Below are 15,859 nucleotides of genomic sequence, written 5' to 3'. Positions count from 1 at the left end.
ACTGTACCGGTACGCTCGTGCGGTGATTCGCTACCCTCTGGACGCTCCGGACATCGTCGACGCCCTCGGGGCGGACCTGCGCGCCGCCGGTTACACCTCCGACGGAATCGCCGACCTCCTCGGCGAGGAGGCCGGCCGAGCGCTGGTGAGCGGTGTGTGGTGGCCCGCTCTGCGTCAGACGCGGCGCGCGGCCCCCGACCGCGCGCCGCTCGCGACTCTGATCCGGCTGTTCCTGCTCGGCTCCACGGAACCGGCCGACGACGTCGCCGCCGCACTGCCCGGCGTCGGACTCGTCGCCCTCGTCGACCAGCAGGTGATCGAGCCCGCGGACGGCGGTGTGCGCGCCGTCCTCGACATCCGGCCGCACGGCAGCGACGACGCCGACCGGCTCGTGGTCGCCGATCAGGACGCCTCGATGCGTCCCGGCGCCGTGGCCCACGACCACGTGCTCGGCATCGGCGGGGCGTCGATGTCATTGGCGCAGGCGGTGATCCGCACGCCGTTCGCGCGGGCGCTCGATCTCGGAACCGGATGCGGCGTGCAGGCGCTGCACATGTCGTCGCACTGCGAGACGATCGTCGCCACCGACACCAACGCGCGGGCGCTGGCACTGGCGGCGGCTACGGCGCGGCTGAACGGACTGGACTGGGACCTGCGGGAGGGCAGCCTGTTCGAGCCGGTGGCGGGCGAGAGATTCGACCTGATCGTGTCCAATCCGCCGTTCGTCGTCGGCATCGGTGCGCAGGACTACATCTACCGCGACTCCGGGATGGCCGGAGACGGCATCAGCCGAAGCCTCATCGAGGGGATCGGCGAACATCTGAATCCGGGCGGCATCGCGCAGATCCTGGCGAACTGGGAGGTGCGCGACCTCGACGCATGGGACGACCGGGTCCGGGAGTGGGTGCAGGCGAGCGGTCTGGACGCCTGGGTGGTCCAGCGGGAACTGGCCGATCCCATCAGCTACGTCTCGCTCTGGGTCTCGGATGCGGGGGAGTCGGTGGTCGACGCGGCCGAGCGGGGTGCGCGGTGGCTCGACTGGTTCGAGTCCGAGGGGATCGTCGCCGTCGGCATGGGTTCGATCACCTTCCGCCGACCCGTCGAGGATCGTCCGGCCGATGTGGTGATCGAAGAGATCACCGCCGCCGGCCAGGAGGTCACCGGCTTCGAAGCGCAGGCCTTCTGGGCGCGGCGCGACTTCCTGCGTGAGAACTCCGACGCCGACCTGCTGGCCTCCCGGCTCAGCACCTCACCGGTGTTTCTGGAGACCCAGGCGCTCCCCGGCGACGACGGCTGGCAGCAGGTGAGCGCCTCGGTGACCCGCCCCGGCGGTCCGGGAGCGGTGCTTTCGGTGGACGAGGTGCTGACGTCGCTTCTCGCCGGCTGTCGCGGCCAGGTGCCGCTGGCCGCGCTGATCTCACTGCTGGCCGACTTCCACGGCGTGCACGCCGACGCGCTCGCCGCGGCGGCGATGCCGGCGATCCGCGAGGCCATCGGGCGCGGGATCCTCTACCGGGCCGACTGAACATCGAGCCGGTAGCGGAACGACGCCCCGGCTACTCCGTCGCCAGCCTCAGCCCGAAACCGACGAGCGCGAGACCGGCCACCAGATCGATGCGGCGCCGAATGCGGGGCGCACGCATCCAGGCGCCGATCCGGTCGGCGGCGACGATGAGCACTGCGAAGTAGACGCCGGTGAGCGCCAGATAGACCAGACCGAAGCCGAGCGTCGTCCATGCGACGGGCGCACCGTCCGGAACGAAGCCCGGCAGCAGGGTGATGAACATGATGCCGATCTTCGGATTGAGGATGTCGGTCGTGAATCCGGTGAGGAAGCCCGCCCGGCGCGACGACGGCGCCTCATCGACCGACGGCCCGCTGCGCAGGGACCGGATCGAGCGCAGCGTCTGGATGCCGAGCAGCACCAGGTAGCAGCCGCCGACGATCTTGAGCACCTCGTAACCGATCTCACTCATCTGCAGAATCGCCGAGAGACCGAGGACGGCGGCGAGGATCCAGACCAGCAGTCCGGTCATCACGCCCAGCGACGTCCGGACCCCGCCGGCCCGGCCGCCGCGGGCCAATCCGCGCATCACCACGAGGGAGTCGGGGCCGGGCAGCAGTACCAGGAGCGTCGACGCGAGAGTGAACGACGCGAGAGACGACAGCATCCGTCAATGGTAGGGCCGCGCGTACTCGTCGACGCAGGCGACGGAGCCGAGTGCGGCGATCGCGGCCATGACGGCGTCGGTGGCGCCGCGGACGTCGTGTGAGGCGCCGAGCAACTCATCGGCCGGCATCGGGTCGCCGATGCGGATGCGCACCGGTCCGCGACCGATCCGCCGGGTGCCGGGCGGATTCACCTCGCGCGTTCCCGAGAGTAGAACGGGGACGATGACGGTGCCCGGGACTCGCGCCGCGACTCGCATCATCCCGGTGTGTCCGCGGTGCAAACGCCCGTCGGGCGAGCGCGTGCCCTCCGGGTAGATGCCCCACGCTCCGCCCCGGGCGAGCAACTGCGCCGCAGCCTCGAGCGCGGCGTCGTCGCCCGACCGGTCGACCGGGATCTGACCGGTTCCGCGGAAGAACGCACGACTGACCGCGCCGCGGACTCCGGAACCCCGGAAGTACTCCGCCTTGGCGAAGAACGAGAGTCGGCGGGGTATGGCCAGCGGGAGGACCAGGGAGTCGATCTCCGCCAGGTGGTTGGCCGCCACGATGACCGGGCCACTGGTGGGAACGCGGTCGGCGCCGTCGACGGTGATCGGCACCCAGAGCCGGAGTGCGGGGCCGATCAGAACGTGTTTGCAGAGCGGATACAGCACGGGAGGCCTTTCGTAGACAGTGTCTACTGGACAGTGTGGGGGCGGCCGTAGACACTGTCAACGTGGTTGACGATCCGAGTACGCGCGCACGGCTGGTCGCCGCGGGGGTCGACCTCGTCGACACCGCGGGATTCGGTGCGGTGGGCGTGCGTTCGGTGGCCGCCCGGGCAGGCGTCTCGCACGGCGCTCCGCGCCGGTACTTCCCGACGCTCGAGAGTCTGCTGGCGGCGATCGCCGCCGAAGGCGTGGCCGATCTCAACGCCGCTCTCGCACCCGCCATCGCGAACGGCATCGGCGACGGCGCCGTCGCCTATTGGCGGTTCGCGCGCGCCCGGCCGGGCATGTTCACGCTGATCTTCCGGCACGACCTGCTCGACTCGGCCGGCGGCCGCCTCCGCGAGACCACGGGCGGCTGGTTCTCGGCCCTGGTCGAGGCGACCGGCGACGAACTGCGCGCCGTGTCGTGCTGGGCCGCCGTGCACGGTCTGTGCGTGCTGGCCGCGACCCGCGCACCAGAGGCCTTCGGGTTCGAGATCGACGAGAGCGTGGTGCGGCGAGTGGCCGAGGACCGGGCGCGAGGTTAGCCCGCGGCCGAGTCGAGGGCGGCCGCGAGGTCGGCCTTCAGATCGTCAACGTCCTCGAGGCCGACCGAGAATCGCAGGTGCCCGTACTCGCGGAAGCCCTCCGGGTAGGCGGCGACGCGCGGTCCGCTGGTGCCCACGTGCACGATCAGCGACTCGTCGTGGCCGACGGAGACCGCCGACGTCACGACCTTCAGGTCGTTCACGAAGCGGTTCTGCAGGTCCGGATCGCCTTTCAGTGCGAACGACATGATGCCGCCGAAACCGCCGATGCCGCGATCGCCCGCGCCGAACTGACGCTTGGCCAGCTCGTGCTGCGGGTGGCTCTCCAGACCGGGATAGGCCACGTAGGCGATGCGCTCGTCGGCCTCCAGGAACCGGGCGAGCTCCAGCGCCGACTCCTGATGCTGCCGCAGGCGCAGCGGCAGTGTCACCGAGCCGCGCATGATGAGCCAGGCGTTGAAGGGCGAGATCACGCCGCCGACGTCCACCATCGCCTCCGACCGGATCGGTTCCACGAGATCGGCACGCCCGATCACCGCGCCGCCCATCGCGTCGCCGTGGCCGTTGATGTACTTGGTGAGCGAATGCACCACCAGGCCGGCGCCGTCGTCGAGCGGGCGGTACAGCGGCGGGGGAGTGAACGTGGAGTCGACCATCAGGATGATGCCGCGGGCGTCCGCGATCTCCGCCAGCGCGGCGATGTCGGCGACCTTGGTGGTGGGGTTCGCGATCACCTCCGTGGCGATGAGTTTGGTCTCGGGACGGATCGCTGCGATCACGGCGTCGTGGTCGGTGATGTCGACGAACGTGGCCTCGATCCCGTACTTGCGAGGCAGCAGCGACGTCCAGAGCTTGTAGGTCGCCTCGTAGGTGGTGTCGGAGACGACGACGTGATCGGCCGCGTTGACATGCCCGAAGAACACCGCGTGCAGTCCGGCGACGCCGGAGGCGAGGACGACGGCGTCCTCACCGTGCTCGAGCGCGCAGAGCTTGTCCTGCAGCGCGATCTGATTGATCCCGGTGTTGCGGGTGTAGGTGAGGTGCTCGGGGTTCGACCAGTCCATGGTCGAAGGATCGGGCGGCAGGTTGTAGGAGTTCGCCATGATGATCGGCACGCGAATCGCCGCGCCGTCGCCGTCGGTGCCCGTGCCGGAGGCGTGATTGCCGCCGTGAACGCTCAGCGTCTGTTCACCGAGTGACCCGGGGACGCACTTATCGGGCCTGTTCATCTCGTCGTACTCCGTTCCGGGCACCTGCCCACTCGCGGCCGCAGCGCTGCGGCACCGCCAGCGTAAGACCGGGCGAAGCGCGCAGTCCGCGCAGGTCCCCGCGATGAACGGCGGCGCACCGGCATCGATGCCGGTGCGCCGCCGTTCATCGCGGGGACCTGCGCGGACTGCGCGCTTCGCCCGGTCTTACGCTGGCGGTGCCGCAGCGCTGCGGCCGCGAGTGGGCAGGTGCCCGGAACGGAGTACGACGAGATGAACAGGCCCGATAAGTGCGTCCCCGGGTCACTCGGTGAACAGACGCTGAGCGTTCACGGCGGCAATCACGCCTCCGGCACGGGCACCGACGGCGACGGCGCGGCGATTCGCGTGCCGATCATCATGGCGAACTCCTACAACCTGCCGCCCGATCCTTCGACCATGGACTGGTCGAACCCCGAGCACCTCACCTACACCCGCAACACCGGGATCAATCAGATCGCGCTGCAGGACAAGCTCTGCGCGCTCGAGCACGGTGAGGACGCCGTCGTCCTCGCCTCCGGCGTCGCCGGACTGCACGCGGTGTTCTTCGGGCATGTCAACGCGGCCGATCACGTCGTCGTCTCCGACACCACCTACGAGGCGACCTACAAGCTCTGGACGTCGCTGCTGCCTCGCAAGTACGGGATCGAGGCCACGTTCGTCGACATCACCGACCACGACGCCGTGATCGCAGCGATCCGTCCCGAGACCAAACTCATCGCCACGGAGGTGATCGCGAACCCCACCACCAAGGTCGCCGACATCGCCGCGCTGGCGGAGATCGCGGACGCCCGCGGCATCATCCTGATGGTCGACTCCACGTTCACTCCCCCGCCGCTGTACCGCCCGCTCGACGACGGCGCCGGCCTGGTGGTGCATTCGCTCACCAAGTACATCAACGGCCACGGCGACGCGATGGGCGGCGCGGTGATCGGGCGTGCCGATCTCGTGGAACCGATCCGGTCGGAGGCGATGGTGGACGTCGGCGGCGTGATCTCGCCCTTCAACGCCTGGCTCATCATGCGCGGCTCGGTGACACTGCCGCTGCGCCTGCGGCAGCATCAGGAGTCGGCGCTGGAGCTCGCCCGGTTCCTGGAGGCCGACGAGCGCATCGCCTACGTGGCCTATCCCGGTCTGGAGAGCCACCCGCAGCACGAGCTGGCCAAGCGTCAGTTCGGCGCGGGCGATCGCGGCATCGGCGGTTTCGGCGGCATCATGTCGTTCGCACTGAAAGGCGATCCGGACCTGCAGAACCGCTTCGTGAACGACCTGAAGGTCGTGACGTCGGCGGTCTCCGTCGGCCACGACGAGTCGCTGATCGTGCACGTGGGCACCAGCGGACCGCGCGTCGCCGCCTACCCGGAGGGCTTCCGCGAGTACGGGCACCTGCGATTCTCGGTCGGCCTCGAGGACGTTGACGATCTGAAGGCCGACCTCGCGGCCGCCCTCGACTCGGCCGCGGGCTAACCTCGCGCCCGGTCCTCGGCCACTCGCCGCACCACGCTCTCGTCGATCTCGAACCCGAAGGCCTCTGGTGCGCGGGTCGCGGCCAGCACGCACAGACCGTGCACGGCGGCCCAGCACGACACGGCGCGCAGTTCGTCGCCGGTCGCCTCGACCAGGGCCGAGAACCAGCCGCCCGTGGTCTCGCGGAGGCGGCCGCCGGCCGAGTCGAGCAGGTCGTGCCGGAAGATCAGCGTGAACATGCCCGGCCGGGCGCGCGCGAACCGCCAATAGGCGACGGCGCCGTCGCCGATGCCGTTCGCGATGGCGGGTGCGAGAGCGGCGTTGAGATCGGCCACGCCTTCGGCGGCGATCGCCGCCAGCAGACTCTCGAGCGTCGGGAAGTACCGGCGCGGAGCGCCGTGCGAGACGCCTGCCCGGGCGGCCACCGAACGCACGCCCACCGCACCGAATCCCGCGGTGTCGACGAGGTCGACCCCCGCGGCGACCAGCCGTGCGCGCGTACTCGGATCGTCAACCACGTTGACAGTGTCTACGGCCGCCCCCACACTGTCCAGTAGACACTGTCTACGAAAGGCCTCCCGTGCTGTATCCGCTCTGCAAACACGTTCTGATCGGCCCCGCACTCCGGCTCTGGGTGCCGATCACCGTCGACGGCGCCGACCGCGTTCCCACCAGTGGCCCGGTCATCGTGGCGGCCAACCACCTGGCGGAGATCGACTCCCTGGTCCTCCCGCTGGCCATACCCCGCCGACTCTCGTTCTTCGCCAAGGCGGAGTACTTCCGGGGTTCCGGAGTCCGCGGCGCGGTCAGTCGTGCGTTCTTCCGCGGAACCGGTCAGATCCCGGTCGACCGGTCGGGCGACGACGCCGCGCTCGAGGCTGCGGCGCAGTTGCTCGCCCGGGGCGGAGCGTGGGGCATCTACCCGGAGGGCACGCGCTCGCCCGACGGGCGTTTGCACCGCGGACACACCGGGATGATGCGAGTCGCGGCGCGAGTCCCGGGCACCGTCATCGTCCCCGTTCTACTCTCGGGAACGCGCGAGGTGAATCCGCCCGGCACCCGGCGGATCGGTCGCGGACCGGTGCGCATCCGCATCGGCGACCCGATGCCGGCCGATGAGTTGCTCGGCGCCTCACACGACGTCCGCGGCGCCACCGACGCCGTCATGGCCGCGATCGCCGCACTCGGCTCCGTCGCCTGCGTCGACGAGTACGCGCGGCCCTACCATTGACGGATGCTGTCGTCTCTCGCGTCGTTCACTCTCGCGTCGACGCTCCTGGTACTGCTGCCCGGCCCCGACTCCCTCGTGGTGATGCGCGGATTGGCCCGCGGCGGCCGGGCCGGCGGGGTCCGGACGTCGCTGGGCGTGATGACCGGACTGCTGGTCTGGATCCTCGCCGCCGTCCTCGGTCTCTCGGCGATTCTGCAGATGAGTGAGATCGGTTACGAGGTGCTCAAGATCGTCGGCGGCTGCTACCTGGTGCTGCTCGGCATCCAGACGCTGCGCTCGATCCGGTCCCTGCGCAGCGGGCCGTCGGTCGATGAGGCGCCGTCGTCGCGCCGGGCGGGCTTCCTCACCGGATTCACGACCGACATCCTCAATCCGAAGATCGGCATCATGTTCATCACCCTGCTGCCGGGCTTCGTTCCGGACGGTGCGCCCGTCGCATGGACGACGCTCGGCTTCGGTCTGGTCTATCTGGCGCTCACCGGCGTCTACTTCGCAGTGCTCATCGTCGCCGCCGACCGGATCGGCGCCTGGATGCGTGCGCCCCGCATTCGGCGCCGCATCGATCTGGTGGCCGGTCTCGCGCTCGTCGGTTTCGGGCTGAGGCTGGCGACGGAGTAGCCGGGGCGTCGTTCCGCTACCGGCTCGATGTTCAGTCGGCCCGGTAGAGGATCCCGCGCCCGATGGCCTCGCGGATCGCCGGCATCGCCGCCGCGGCGAGCGCGTCGGCGTGCACGCCGTGGAAGTCGGCCAGCAGTGAGATCAGCGCGGCCAGCGGCACCTGGCCGCGACAGCCGGCGAGAAGCGACGTCAGCACCTCGTCCACCGAAAGCACCGCTCCCGGACCGCCGGGGCGGGTCACCGAGGCGCTCACCTGCTGCCAGCCGTCGTCGCCGGGGAGCGCCTGGGTCTCCAGAAACACCGGTGAGGTGCTGAGCCGGGAGGCCAGCAGGTCGGCGTCGGAGTTCTCACGCAGGAAGTCGCGCCGCGCCCAGAAGGCCTGCGCTTCGAAGCCGGTGACCTCCTGGCCGGCGGCGGTGATCTCTTCGATCACCACATCGGCCGGACGATCCTCGACGGGTCGGCGGAAGGTGATCGAACCCATGCCGACGGCGACGATCCCCTCGGACTCGAACCAGTCGAGCCACCGCGCACCCCGCTCGGCCGCGTCGACCACCGACTCCCCCGCATCCGAGACCCAGAGCGAGACGTAGCTGATGGGATCGGCCAGTTCCCGCTGGACCACCCAGGCGTCCAGACCGCTCGCCTGCACCCACTCCCGGACCCGGTCGTCCCATGCGTCGAGGTCGCGCACCTCCCAGTTCGCCAGGATCTGCGCGATGCCGCCCGGATTCAGATGTTCGCCGATCCCCTCGATGAGGCTTCGGCTGATGCCGTCTCCGGCCATCCCGGAGTCGCGGTAGATGTAGTCCTGCGCACCGATGCCGACGACGAACGGCGGATTGGACACGATCAGGTCGAATCTCTCGCCCGCCACCGGCTCGAACAGGCTGCCCTCCCGCAGGTCCCAGTCCAGTCCGTTCAGCCGCGCCGTAGCCGCCGCCAGTGCCAGCGCCCGCGCGTTGGTGTCGGTGGCGACGATCGTCTCGCAGTGCGACGACATGTGCAGCGCCTGCACGCCGCATCCGGTTCCGAGATCGAGCGCCCGCGCGAACGGCGTGCGGATCACCGCCTGCGCCAATGACATCGACGCCCCGCCGATGCCGAGCACGTGGTCGTGGGCCACGGCGCCGGGACGCATCGAGGCGTCCTGATCGGCGACCACGAGCCGGTCGGCGTCGTCGCTGCCGTGCGGCCGGATGTCGAGGACGGCGCGCACACCGCCGTCCGCGGGCTCGATCACCTGCTGGTCGACGAGGGCGACGAGTCCGACGCCGGGCAGTGCGGCGGCGACGTCGTCGGCCGGTTCCGTGGAGCCGAGCAGGAACAGCCGGATCAGAGTCGCGAGCGGCGCGCGGTCGGGGGCCGCGCGCCGCGTCTGACGCAGAGCGGGCCACCACACACCGCTCACCAGCGCTCGGCCGGCCTCCTCGCCGAGGAGGTCGGCGATTCCGTCGGAGGTGTAACCGGCGGCGCGCAGGTCCGCCCCGAGGGCGTCGACGATGTCCGGAGCGTCCAGAGGGTAGCGAATCACCGCACGAGCGTACCGGTACAGTTGCACTGCACGCGCGAGTGGCGGAATTGGCAGACGCGCTGGATTTAGGTTCCAGTACCCACTAGTGGTGTGAGGGTTCAAGTCCCTTCTCGCGCACCAGCAGTCGCCCCTGTACCCGGCAGGCCGACCTCAAAGGTGTGCGCGAGCTCGGGCACCACACTCGGGGTCGCGCGCTTGAAGTCGCTGCGTTCAAATAGTGCCAACTTCAGACAAATCGGTCGATTCTCCCGGTAGTGACTCCATTGACCGCAATGATCGACCGGTGAGCGACAACCTCGAATGTGCGGACCAGAGCGTCACCGACGAATGTGTCGGAACGGTGCGGATGCTCAACGGCACCCCACGATGCACTCGGCATTCGCTACGCAAGGTCATGGACACAGAGCCCGGATCTATACCACCCAAGGGCCGACGCAATGTAGCACTGTGGGTCCTCAGCGGTATAGCGCTGGCGGTGGTCGTCGCACTGACCATAGGGGTCACGCTGCTGTTGGTCCGGTATCAATATCTGCCCGCGGTCGCTTCGCCGCCGACGTCATCGACGTCACTGCGACCAGTACAGCTTCCACTGCCACCTATGCCGTCGACCACGACGATACCGGCAACAACTTCGCTCACTGCCACAGCGCGACAGACGCCGCCACCTCGCGGACTCACCGTCAAGTACGTCGTCCGGCACCTCGCTTTCGATTTCGGATACGCACCGATCATTCCTGAGACCGGACAATTTGATAAACAGCGCACACTGTCGCCCGACTCACCTCCCGAGGGCGGATTTAACGACTATTGGTCACAAACACTGCACTTCGCCACCACACCCGAATACGTCGGCTTCTCCGTGACCTCTTACGACTACATGCCGATCCGATGCGAAGTATGGATCAATGGGGAACTGAGAGTCGCTCACGAGCAGGAGGACAAGAACACGCCCTTGGTCTGCCGCGCCACCAGACGCACCAGCTAGAACCGGAAATCGAATCCCAGCGCGAGCCCGATCGTGTTGTCACCGGGTCTCGCGTCCTGACGGGTTGCTCACGCGCACCTATGGGTCGCGCCTGAGATCAGTAGCCACAAGGCGTACCGAGGGCAAATCGCCCTCGGCGCGCCTTGCCACGTCTGATGTCAGCGGCGTCCCGGTCTACGACACTCCCGGGGTACGGGACGAGCGTTCTGCCAACCGCACGAGGCACCATCGAAGGATGACGCATCGCACTTCACCGATCGCCGCCCTCGCGGCCGCGATCCTCGCGTCGCTCGGCATCGCCGCGACGTACGAGCTCCTCGTCGTCTCGTACGCGGGCCAGATGGTCGATCAGGACGTGATGGAACTGATGGGCGCGCGCACCGGGAACGACGCTCCGACGGGCGGTCTGCTCGCCGAGATACAAGTCCCCGTGCTCGCCGGCTGCGGCCTGCTGATCGGCGCGATCTGTCTCGCGCGACGATCCTGGCGGCTCGCCCTGCACGCGAGCCTGCTGATCGGCGCCGTCGTGGTGCTCGCGGTCGTCCTGAAATCCGAGCTGCAACGACCGCCGCTGGACGTCGGCAACGCGCTCAACTCGTTCCCGTCCAACACGGTCGCCGCGTTCGCCGCGGCGGGGATCGCCCTGTGCGCGGTCACGCCCCGCCGTGCGCGGCCGCTCGCGGCGATCGCCGCGACGGCAGGTCTCGGAGTGGTCTCGTTCACCGTCGTCAGCCAGCAATGGCACCGACCGTCGGACGTCATCGGCGGAGCGCTCCTCGCGGTCGCCGTCGCGGCGGTCGTCGATCTGCTGATCCCGGCGTGGAACGCGCGGCCGGCACGCGCTCACACCGAGCACGACGTGCGGGACTGGCAACGGTCGCGAGCGGCTGTGCGGTGAGACCACCCCGGGCGCACCCCTAGACCTGCCAGCCCTCCGCTTCTCGCCACCGCTGCCACAGGTCGGCGAACACCCCGCCGCGCGCGAGCAGGTCGTCCACCGCACCCGAGTCCACCACCCGGCCGTGGTCCAGGACGATCACCGAGTCGGCGAGCGCCACCAGCGCGGGTCGGTGCGTCACCACCACAACCGTCCGCGTCCCGCGGATCCGCCGCAGCGAATCGACCACGGCGCGTTCGGTGATCACGTCGAGTGACGACGTCGCTTCGTCGACCAGCAGCAGTCCGGCGGGCTTCGCCAGCGCGCGGGCGAGCCCGACCCGCTGGCGTTCGCCCCCCGACAAGGTATTGCTGCCGTCGCCGATCCGCGAGTCCCAGCCCTCGGGGAGCGAGTCCAGCACGGCGTCGAGTCGAGCGAGATCAGCGATCTCGACGAGATCGGGCTCGGCGCTGGTGACCACGTTCTCGCGCACCGTCCCCGGCCGCAGCGAGGTGGTCTGGAAGACCATCGACGCGTTCTGCAGCCGACCCGCGGCAGTCGTCTCGTCGCCGCCGAAGTCGACTCGTCCGGTGCTGGGTTCGCGGAGCCCGGAGATGACGTCGAGCAACGTCGACTTGCCCGAGCCTGACGCTCCGACCAGCACCGTGATCTCCCCGGCAGGGATGGTCAGCTCCACCCCGTCGAGGGCCCGCGTCCCGTCCGGGTAGGTGTAGCCGACCTCGCTCAGACGGACCGGCACGGGAGCACCGTAGGCTTCGCGGAGCGCGTCGTTCGACGTCGATCGCCGCACTGTGTTCTGTTCGGCAGCCAGATCCTCGACGACCAGGTCGCGCAGCTGTGCCAGCAATCGCTCCACTCCGGCGATCGGGGTGGCCAGCAGCGAGAGCGAACCGGTGGTCTCCACCACCCGCAGCAGGACGACGACCATCGCCGCCGCGGTGACTCCGGAGAGGGTGCCGTCGAGGTAGAGCGCTCCGGTCGTGACGCCGAAGGCCAGCAGAACGACCTGACCGGCGACGGTGAAGAGCAGGTCGCCGGGGATCTGCCAGGCGAGCAGCCGGAAACCGCGCCGCCGCGAATCCGCGAGCACCTCGTCGACGGTGCCGGTGCCGACCCCCGCGGCGCGCAGCGTGGGCTGTGCCCAGCCGAATTCGAGCATGCGGTCGTCCAGCGCGCGGCCTGCCTCGGCGAACCGATCCTCCGACTTCGCGACGGCCCGGCGTCCGCCGTAGAAGGCGCCGAGCAGGGCGATACCGCCGACGAGAGCGACCACCGCGAGCTGCCACGACACGAACAGCAGGCCGACGGCCAGCATCGGCACCAGCAGGGCCGCATGGATCAGCGGCGAGAAGAGCAGGACGATCGCCGAGACCGACTCCGGGCCGGACTTGGTGACCAGGTCGCGCAGCCGGGACGCACGATCGCCGTGGAGTTCGGCCGGATCGAGCCGGCCGATGGCCGACACACCGGCGCTTTCGGCCGCGTCGATCAAGCCGAATCCGACGCGGAGTCCGGCGCGGGTCGCGAGGATGTCCGCGGTCCAGCCGACCGCGAGCACCGCGACCATCGCCGCCACCCAGACCCACGCGTCTGACGGGGTGTCGCCGAACAACGCGCGCAACAGCGGGATCGACAGCAGCACGGCCGCCGCCTGCAGCGCCGTGGACAGCGTCGTGAGCGCGTAGAAGGCGAGGCGGTGCGGCCGCCCTGCGGCGCCGGTGATGACGCGGACGTCGGCGAAGACGGTCGGCAGGATTCGGGTCGAGTCTGAACTCATCGGAGGGCCTCCTGCGCCTGCGCGGTCATCGCCGCGTATCGTCCACCGGCCGCGATCAGTTCCGGTCCGGTCCCCTGCTCCACGATCTGTCCGCCGTCGAAGACGACGATCCGATCGGCGTCGGCGACGGTGTGCAGTCGGTGCGCCACGATGAGCACCGTGCGCCCCGCCAACAGCCTCGACAGGCCTTGCCGCACCTCCCACTCCGAGTCGGGGTCGGCGGCGGCGGTCGCCTCGTCGAGGACCACGAACCGCGGGTCTCCGAGCAGCGCCCGGGCGATCGCGATCCGCTGCCGCTGGCCTCCGGAGAGGCTGTCGCGATCGACCACCGTGTCGTATCCGTCGGGCAATGATTCGATGAGGTCGGCGATGTGAGCCGCCCGGGCCGCCTCCGCGATCGCCGCACGATCCGCGTCGGGCATGCCGAGCGCGATGTTGTCGGCGATGGTGCCGCGGATGAGTTGGACGTCCTGCAACACCACGGCGATCCGCTGCCGAAGCTGCACCTCGGGAATGTCGCGCAGGTCGACGCCGTCGAGCAGTACCGCGCCGGCATCCGGGTCCCACAGGCGAGCGACCAGAGCCGCCACGGTGGACTTGCCCGCACCCGACGGTCCGACGAGGGCCGTCGTCCCGCCCGCGGGCAGGTCCAGGTGCAGGTCCCGCACCACTGGCCGACCGGGCGTGTACCCGAAGGTGACGCCGCGCAGTTCGACTCGCGCCGGGCCGCTCGGCTCCGGCCCGGTGCTGCCGTTCTCCGCCTGTTCGAGCTCACCGCTCGACAGCAACAGATCGAGCGAGGTCTTGCCGTTCATCCCCTCGCGCAGTCCGCCGACGGCGTACGACGCGGCGAGCAGCCGGTCGCCGAACGAGGTGCCGAGGATCAGGAAGGGCAGGATCGCGGCCGCGTCCATCTGGTCGGCGGTGATCAGTGCCGTGCCCGCCAGCGCGACCACCACCATCGACGTCGTCGGCCGGTTGAGCTGCAGAATCACCGACTTCGCATCGATCGTGGCGCGCTGCCAGTCCTTCAGGAACTCGGTGAGACGCCGCAGTCGGGCGGGCAGGTCGGTGATCGCGCCGTCGCCGAACACGCGGCTGACCTGCTGCGTGCCGATGTAGCGTTCGGCGTCGCCCGGCAGGGTCGCGTCCCATCGCATCTTCTGTTCCAGGCGGGCTCTGTCGGCAGTCGCCAGGCGTGCCATTGCGACGATGTACCCAAGTACCGGCACCAGCAGCACCAAAGCGAGTACCCAGTTCACCGAGAAGAGGTACCCGAGGATCGCCAGCGGCGTGACGATCGCCGTCACGAGATCGGGCACCGCGTGGGTCACCAGGTAGTGCAGCGACGAGATGTCGTCGGCGACCAGCTTCTTGACCTCCGCGCTGCGGCGACCGAGGAACCATCCGAGCGGCAGTCGGGTGAGTTTGTGGAGCACTCGCCGCCGCAGCGCCGCGGCATACACCTGGTCGTAGAAGTGCAGCACGGTGATCAGCACCGCGCTGCCGGCGGCGCCCGCCACCAGAACGATCAGTGCCGTGACCGCGACGTCGATCAGCTCGTGGCGGTCGGCCCCCTCCACCAGCAAGCGCGCCAGCTCCGCGAAGAGCACCAGTGGCACCACCGCGAGCACCGCGAGCACGAGCGCGAACAGACCGGCGACGATCAGCGCGGGAAGGGCGGGTTTGAGGACGGGCTCGGCGGGCGCTGCGGCCTTCGGGGCGCGGGACGGGGTCAGAGCGGCCTCCGCGACATCGTCCGTCGCCGTCTCGGAGGCGGTCGACACGGCGGTGTCCTCAGTCGCCGTGTCGACCTGTTTTCCCATCGCACGTCCGGCCATCCAGTAGGCCTGGGTGTGCATGGTGGCCTTGTTCTGCTCGTGGTTCAGGGCGAGCGCGCCCTTGGCCAGTCGCGTCGCCTTGCTCTCGGCCGTGACCCACGTGTGCCATCCGCGATAGTCGTCCTCGCCGATCGCCTCGGTCAGCGCCCGGCGGTCCGGACTGGTGGGCACCCAGTCGACGGTGAGGTTCGAATGCTCCGGCAGCGGCAGATCGCGGTCGTCGTCGTTCTCGTGCTCGATGACCGCCCGGATCGGGATGTCATCGCCGATCTCCTCGATCAGCCGCACGATGGCCGGCCATGCCGCCACGTCTCCCATCAGCAGGTATCCGCGCGGACGCTCGCGGTCCGCAGCGATGTCGTAGCCGTCGCCGCCGAGCCGTGTCATCAGCAGTTCATCGCCCACGACGGCATTGCGCGCCCAGGTGGACGCGGGTCCGGCCGGATCGTGGACGAGGAAGCAGATCGCGAACGTCCCCGCCGCCGGGTCCGGATCCAGCAGCGTGTATCCGCGTTGATGGAACTTGGCCGCGTTGTTCACATCCGGGAACCAAGCACGGATCCAGGCGGCCGGCTTCTCGCCGCCCGCGTGCAGGATCTCGCCGCACTGGAACTCGATGCGAACGACGTGTTCGGTCATCCACCGCACACCGGTGACCGTCGCCGGATGATTCTTCGCTCCGAGAGCGCGAAGCACCGCTCCCTGGAAGCCCTTGCCCATGTCCACCCCATCGTCAACCACTCGAACCTAAGATTAGGCTTGGCTAATTAGTAGCAGACTGGTGGCAGAACGCACAGTGAGGGCGGCCGCACCGGGCCCGATGCACGGCAGCCGACCAGGTACCTTCGATAG

At 69.6% G+C, this 15,859-nt stretch carries 14 protein-coding genes and 1 tRNA gene; 8 read left to right on the top strand and 7 right to left on the bottom strand.

Features of this window, described 5'->3' with window-relative positions; translation table 11 throughout:
• The first annotated feature begins 22 nt into the window (after window positions 1-22).
• Window positions 23-1,525, top strand: a complete 1,503-nt coding sequence (locus Y710_RS16430) for a DUF7782 domain-containing protein (RefSeq protein ID WP_062367963.1) — start codon at window positions 23-25, stop codon at window positions 1,523-1,525.
• Window positions 1,526-1,556: 31 nt separating this feature from the next.
• On the opposite strand, the gene Y710_RS16435 is transcribed toward Y710_RS16430, so the two are convergent.
• A complete protein-coding gene (locus Y710_RS16435; protein WP_062367959.1) occupies window positions 1,557-2,171 on the bottom strand; it encodes a LysE family translocator in 615 nt (204 codons plus the stop codon).
• A 3-nt stretch (window positions 2,172-2,174) separates the two neighbouring features.
• On the bottom strand, window positions 2,175-2,825 hold the full coding sequence (locus Y710_RS16440) for a lysophospholipid acyltransferase family protein (RefSeq protein WP_006898240.1): 651 nt from the start codon (window positions 2,823-2,825) through the stop codon (window positions 2,175-2,177).
• Between the two features lie 62 nt (window positions 2,826-2,887).
• Here Y710_RS16440 and Y710_RS16445 point away from each other — a divergent pair, with 62 nt between their 5' ends.
• A complete protein-coding gene (locus Y710_RS16445; RefSeq protein ID WP_231875772.1) occupies window positions 2,888-3,409 on the top strand; it encodes a TetR/AcrR family transcriptional regulator in 522 nt (173 codons plus the stop codon).
• Here the strand turns inward: Y710_RS16445 and Y710_RS16450 are convergent.
• Window positions 3,406-4,638: a trans-sulfuration enzyme family protein gene (locus Y710_RS16450; RefSeq protein WP_062367964.1), complete on the bottom strand. Its 1,233-nt coding sequence runs from the start codon at window positions 4,636-4,638 to the stop codon at window positions 3,406-3,408. The genes Y710_RS16445 and Y710_RS16450 overlap by 4 nt on opposite strands.
• A gap of 252 nt (window positions 4,639-4,890) precedes the next feature.
• On the opposite strand from Y710_RS16450, the gene Y710_RS16455 reads away from it, so the two are divergent.
• The gene (locus Y710_RS16455; protein WP_062367964.1) at window positions 4,891-6,123 is read left to right on the top strand and encodes a trans-sulfuration enzyme family protein; all 1,233 of its coding nucleotides are present in this window, start codon (window positions 4,891-4,893) and stop codon (window positions 6,121-6,123) included.
• Here Y710_RS16455 and Y710_RS16460 read toward each other — a convergent pair.
• A complete protein-coding gene (locus Y710_RS16460; RefSeq protein WP_231875772.1) occupies window positions 6,120-6,641 on the bottom strand; it encodes a TetR/AcrR family transcriptional regulator in 522 nt (173 codons plus the stop codon). The genes Y710_RS16455 and Y710_RS16460 overlap by 4 nt on opposite strands.
• 62 nt (window positions 6,642-6,703) lie before the next feature.
• On the opposite strand from Y710_RS16460, the gene Y710_RS16465 reads away from it, so the two are divergent.
• Together Y710_RS16465 and Y710_RS16470 are read left to right on the top strand one after the other, a co-directional pair.
• Entirely contained in the window at window positions 6,704-7,354 is a 651-nt protein-coding gene (locus Y710_RS16465) for a lysophospholipid acyltransferase family protein (RefSeq protein WP_006898240.1), read from the top strand.
• Window positions 7,355-7,357: 3 nt separating this feature from the next.
• Entirely contained in the window at window positions 7,358-7,972 is a 615-nt protein-coding gene (locus Y710_RS16470) for a LysE family translocator (protein ID WP_062367959.1), read from the top strand.
• 31 nt (window positions 7,973-8,003) lie between these two features.
• On the opposite strand, the gene Y710_RS16475 is transcribed toward Y710_RS16470, so the two are convergent.
• Window positions 8,004-9,506: a DUF7782 domain-containing protein gene (locus tag Y710_RS16475; protein WP_062367963.1), complete on the bottom strand. Its 1,503-nt coding sequence runs from the start codon at window positions 9,504-9,506 to the stop codon at window positions 8,004-8,006.
• A 32-nt stretch (window positions 9,507-9,538) separates the two neighbouring features.
• Here Y710_RS16475 and Y710_RS16480 point away from each other — a divergent pair.
• The 3 genes from Y710_RS16480 (at window position 9,539) to Y710_RS16485 (ending at window position 11,389) form a co-directional block, all read left to right on the top strand.
• Window positions 9,539-9,626: transfer RNA gene (locus tag Y710_RS16480), tRNA-Leu, on the top strand.
• A gap of 163 nt (window positions 9,627-9,789) precedes the next feature.
• Entirely contained in the window at window positions 9,790-10,491 is a 702-nt protein-coding gene (locus Y710_RS18815; RefSeq protein ID WP_006898237.1) for a hypothetical protein, read from the top strand.
• A gap of 235 nt (window positions 10,492-10,726) precedes the next feature.
• Window positions 10,727-11,389, top strand: coding sequence for a phosphatase PAP2 family protein (locus Y710_RS16485; protein WP_006898236.1), 663 nt, complete (start codon window positions 10,727-10,729; stop codon window positions 11,387-11,389).
• A gap of 19 nt (window positions 11,390-11,408) precedes the next feature.
• Here the strand turns inward: Y710_RS16485 and Y710_RS16490 are convergent, their stop codons facing one another.
• Together Y710_RS16490 and Y710_RS16495 are read right to left on the bottom strand one after the other, a co-directional pair.
• Window positions 11,409-13,166, bottom strand: coding sequence for an ABC transporter ATP-binding protein (locus Y710_RS16490; RefSeq protein WP_062367958.1), 1,758 nt, complete (start codon window positions 13,164-13,166; stop codon window positions 11,409-11,411).
• Window positions 13,163-15,748 carry an ABC transporter ATP-binding protein/permease gene (locus tag Y710_RS16495; protein WP_331709909.1) on the bottom strand — a complete coding sequence of 862 codons (2,586 nt, stop codon included), beginning with the start codon at window positions 15,746-15,748 and terminating at the stop codon, window positions 13,163-13,165. Before Y710_RS16495 ends, Y710_RS16490 begins: the two co-directional genes overlap by 4 nt.
• Between the last annotated feature and the right edge of the window lie 111 nt (window positions 15,749-15,859).

It is taken from the genome of Gordonia sp. QH-12, assembly GCF_001578675.1.
Classification (GTDB): Bacteria; Actinomycetota; Actinomycetes; order Mycobacteriales; family Mycobacteriaceae; genus Gordonia; species Gordonia sihwensis.
Note: the sequence above shows the minus strand (reverse complement) of the source record. Positions and strands in the feature narration are given on the sequence as shown.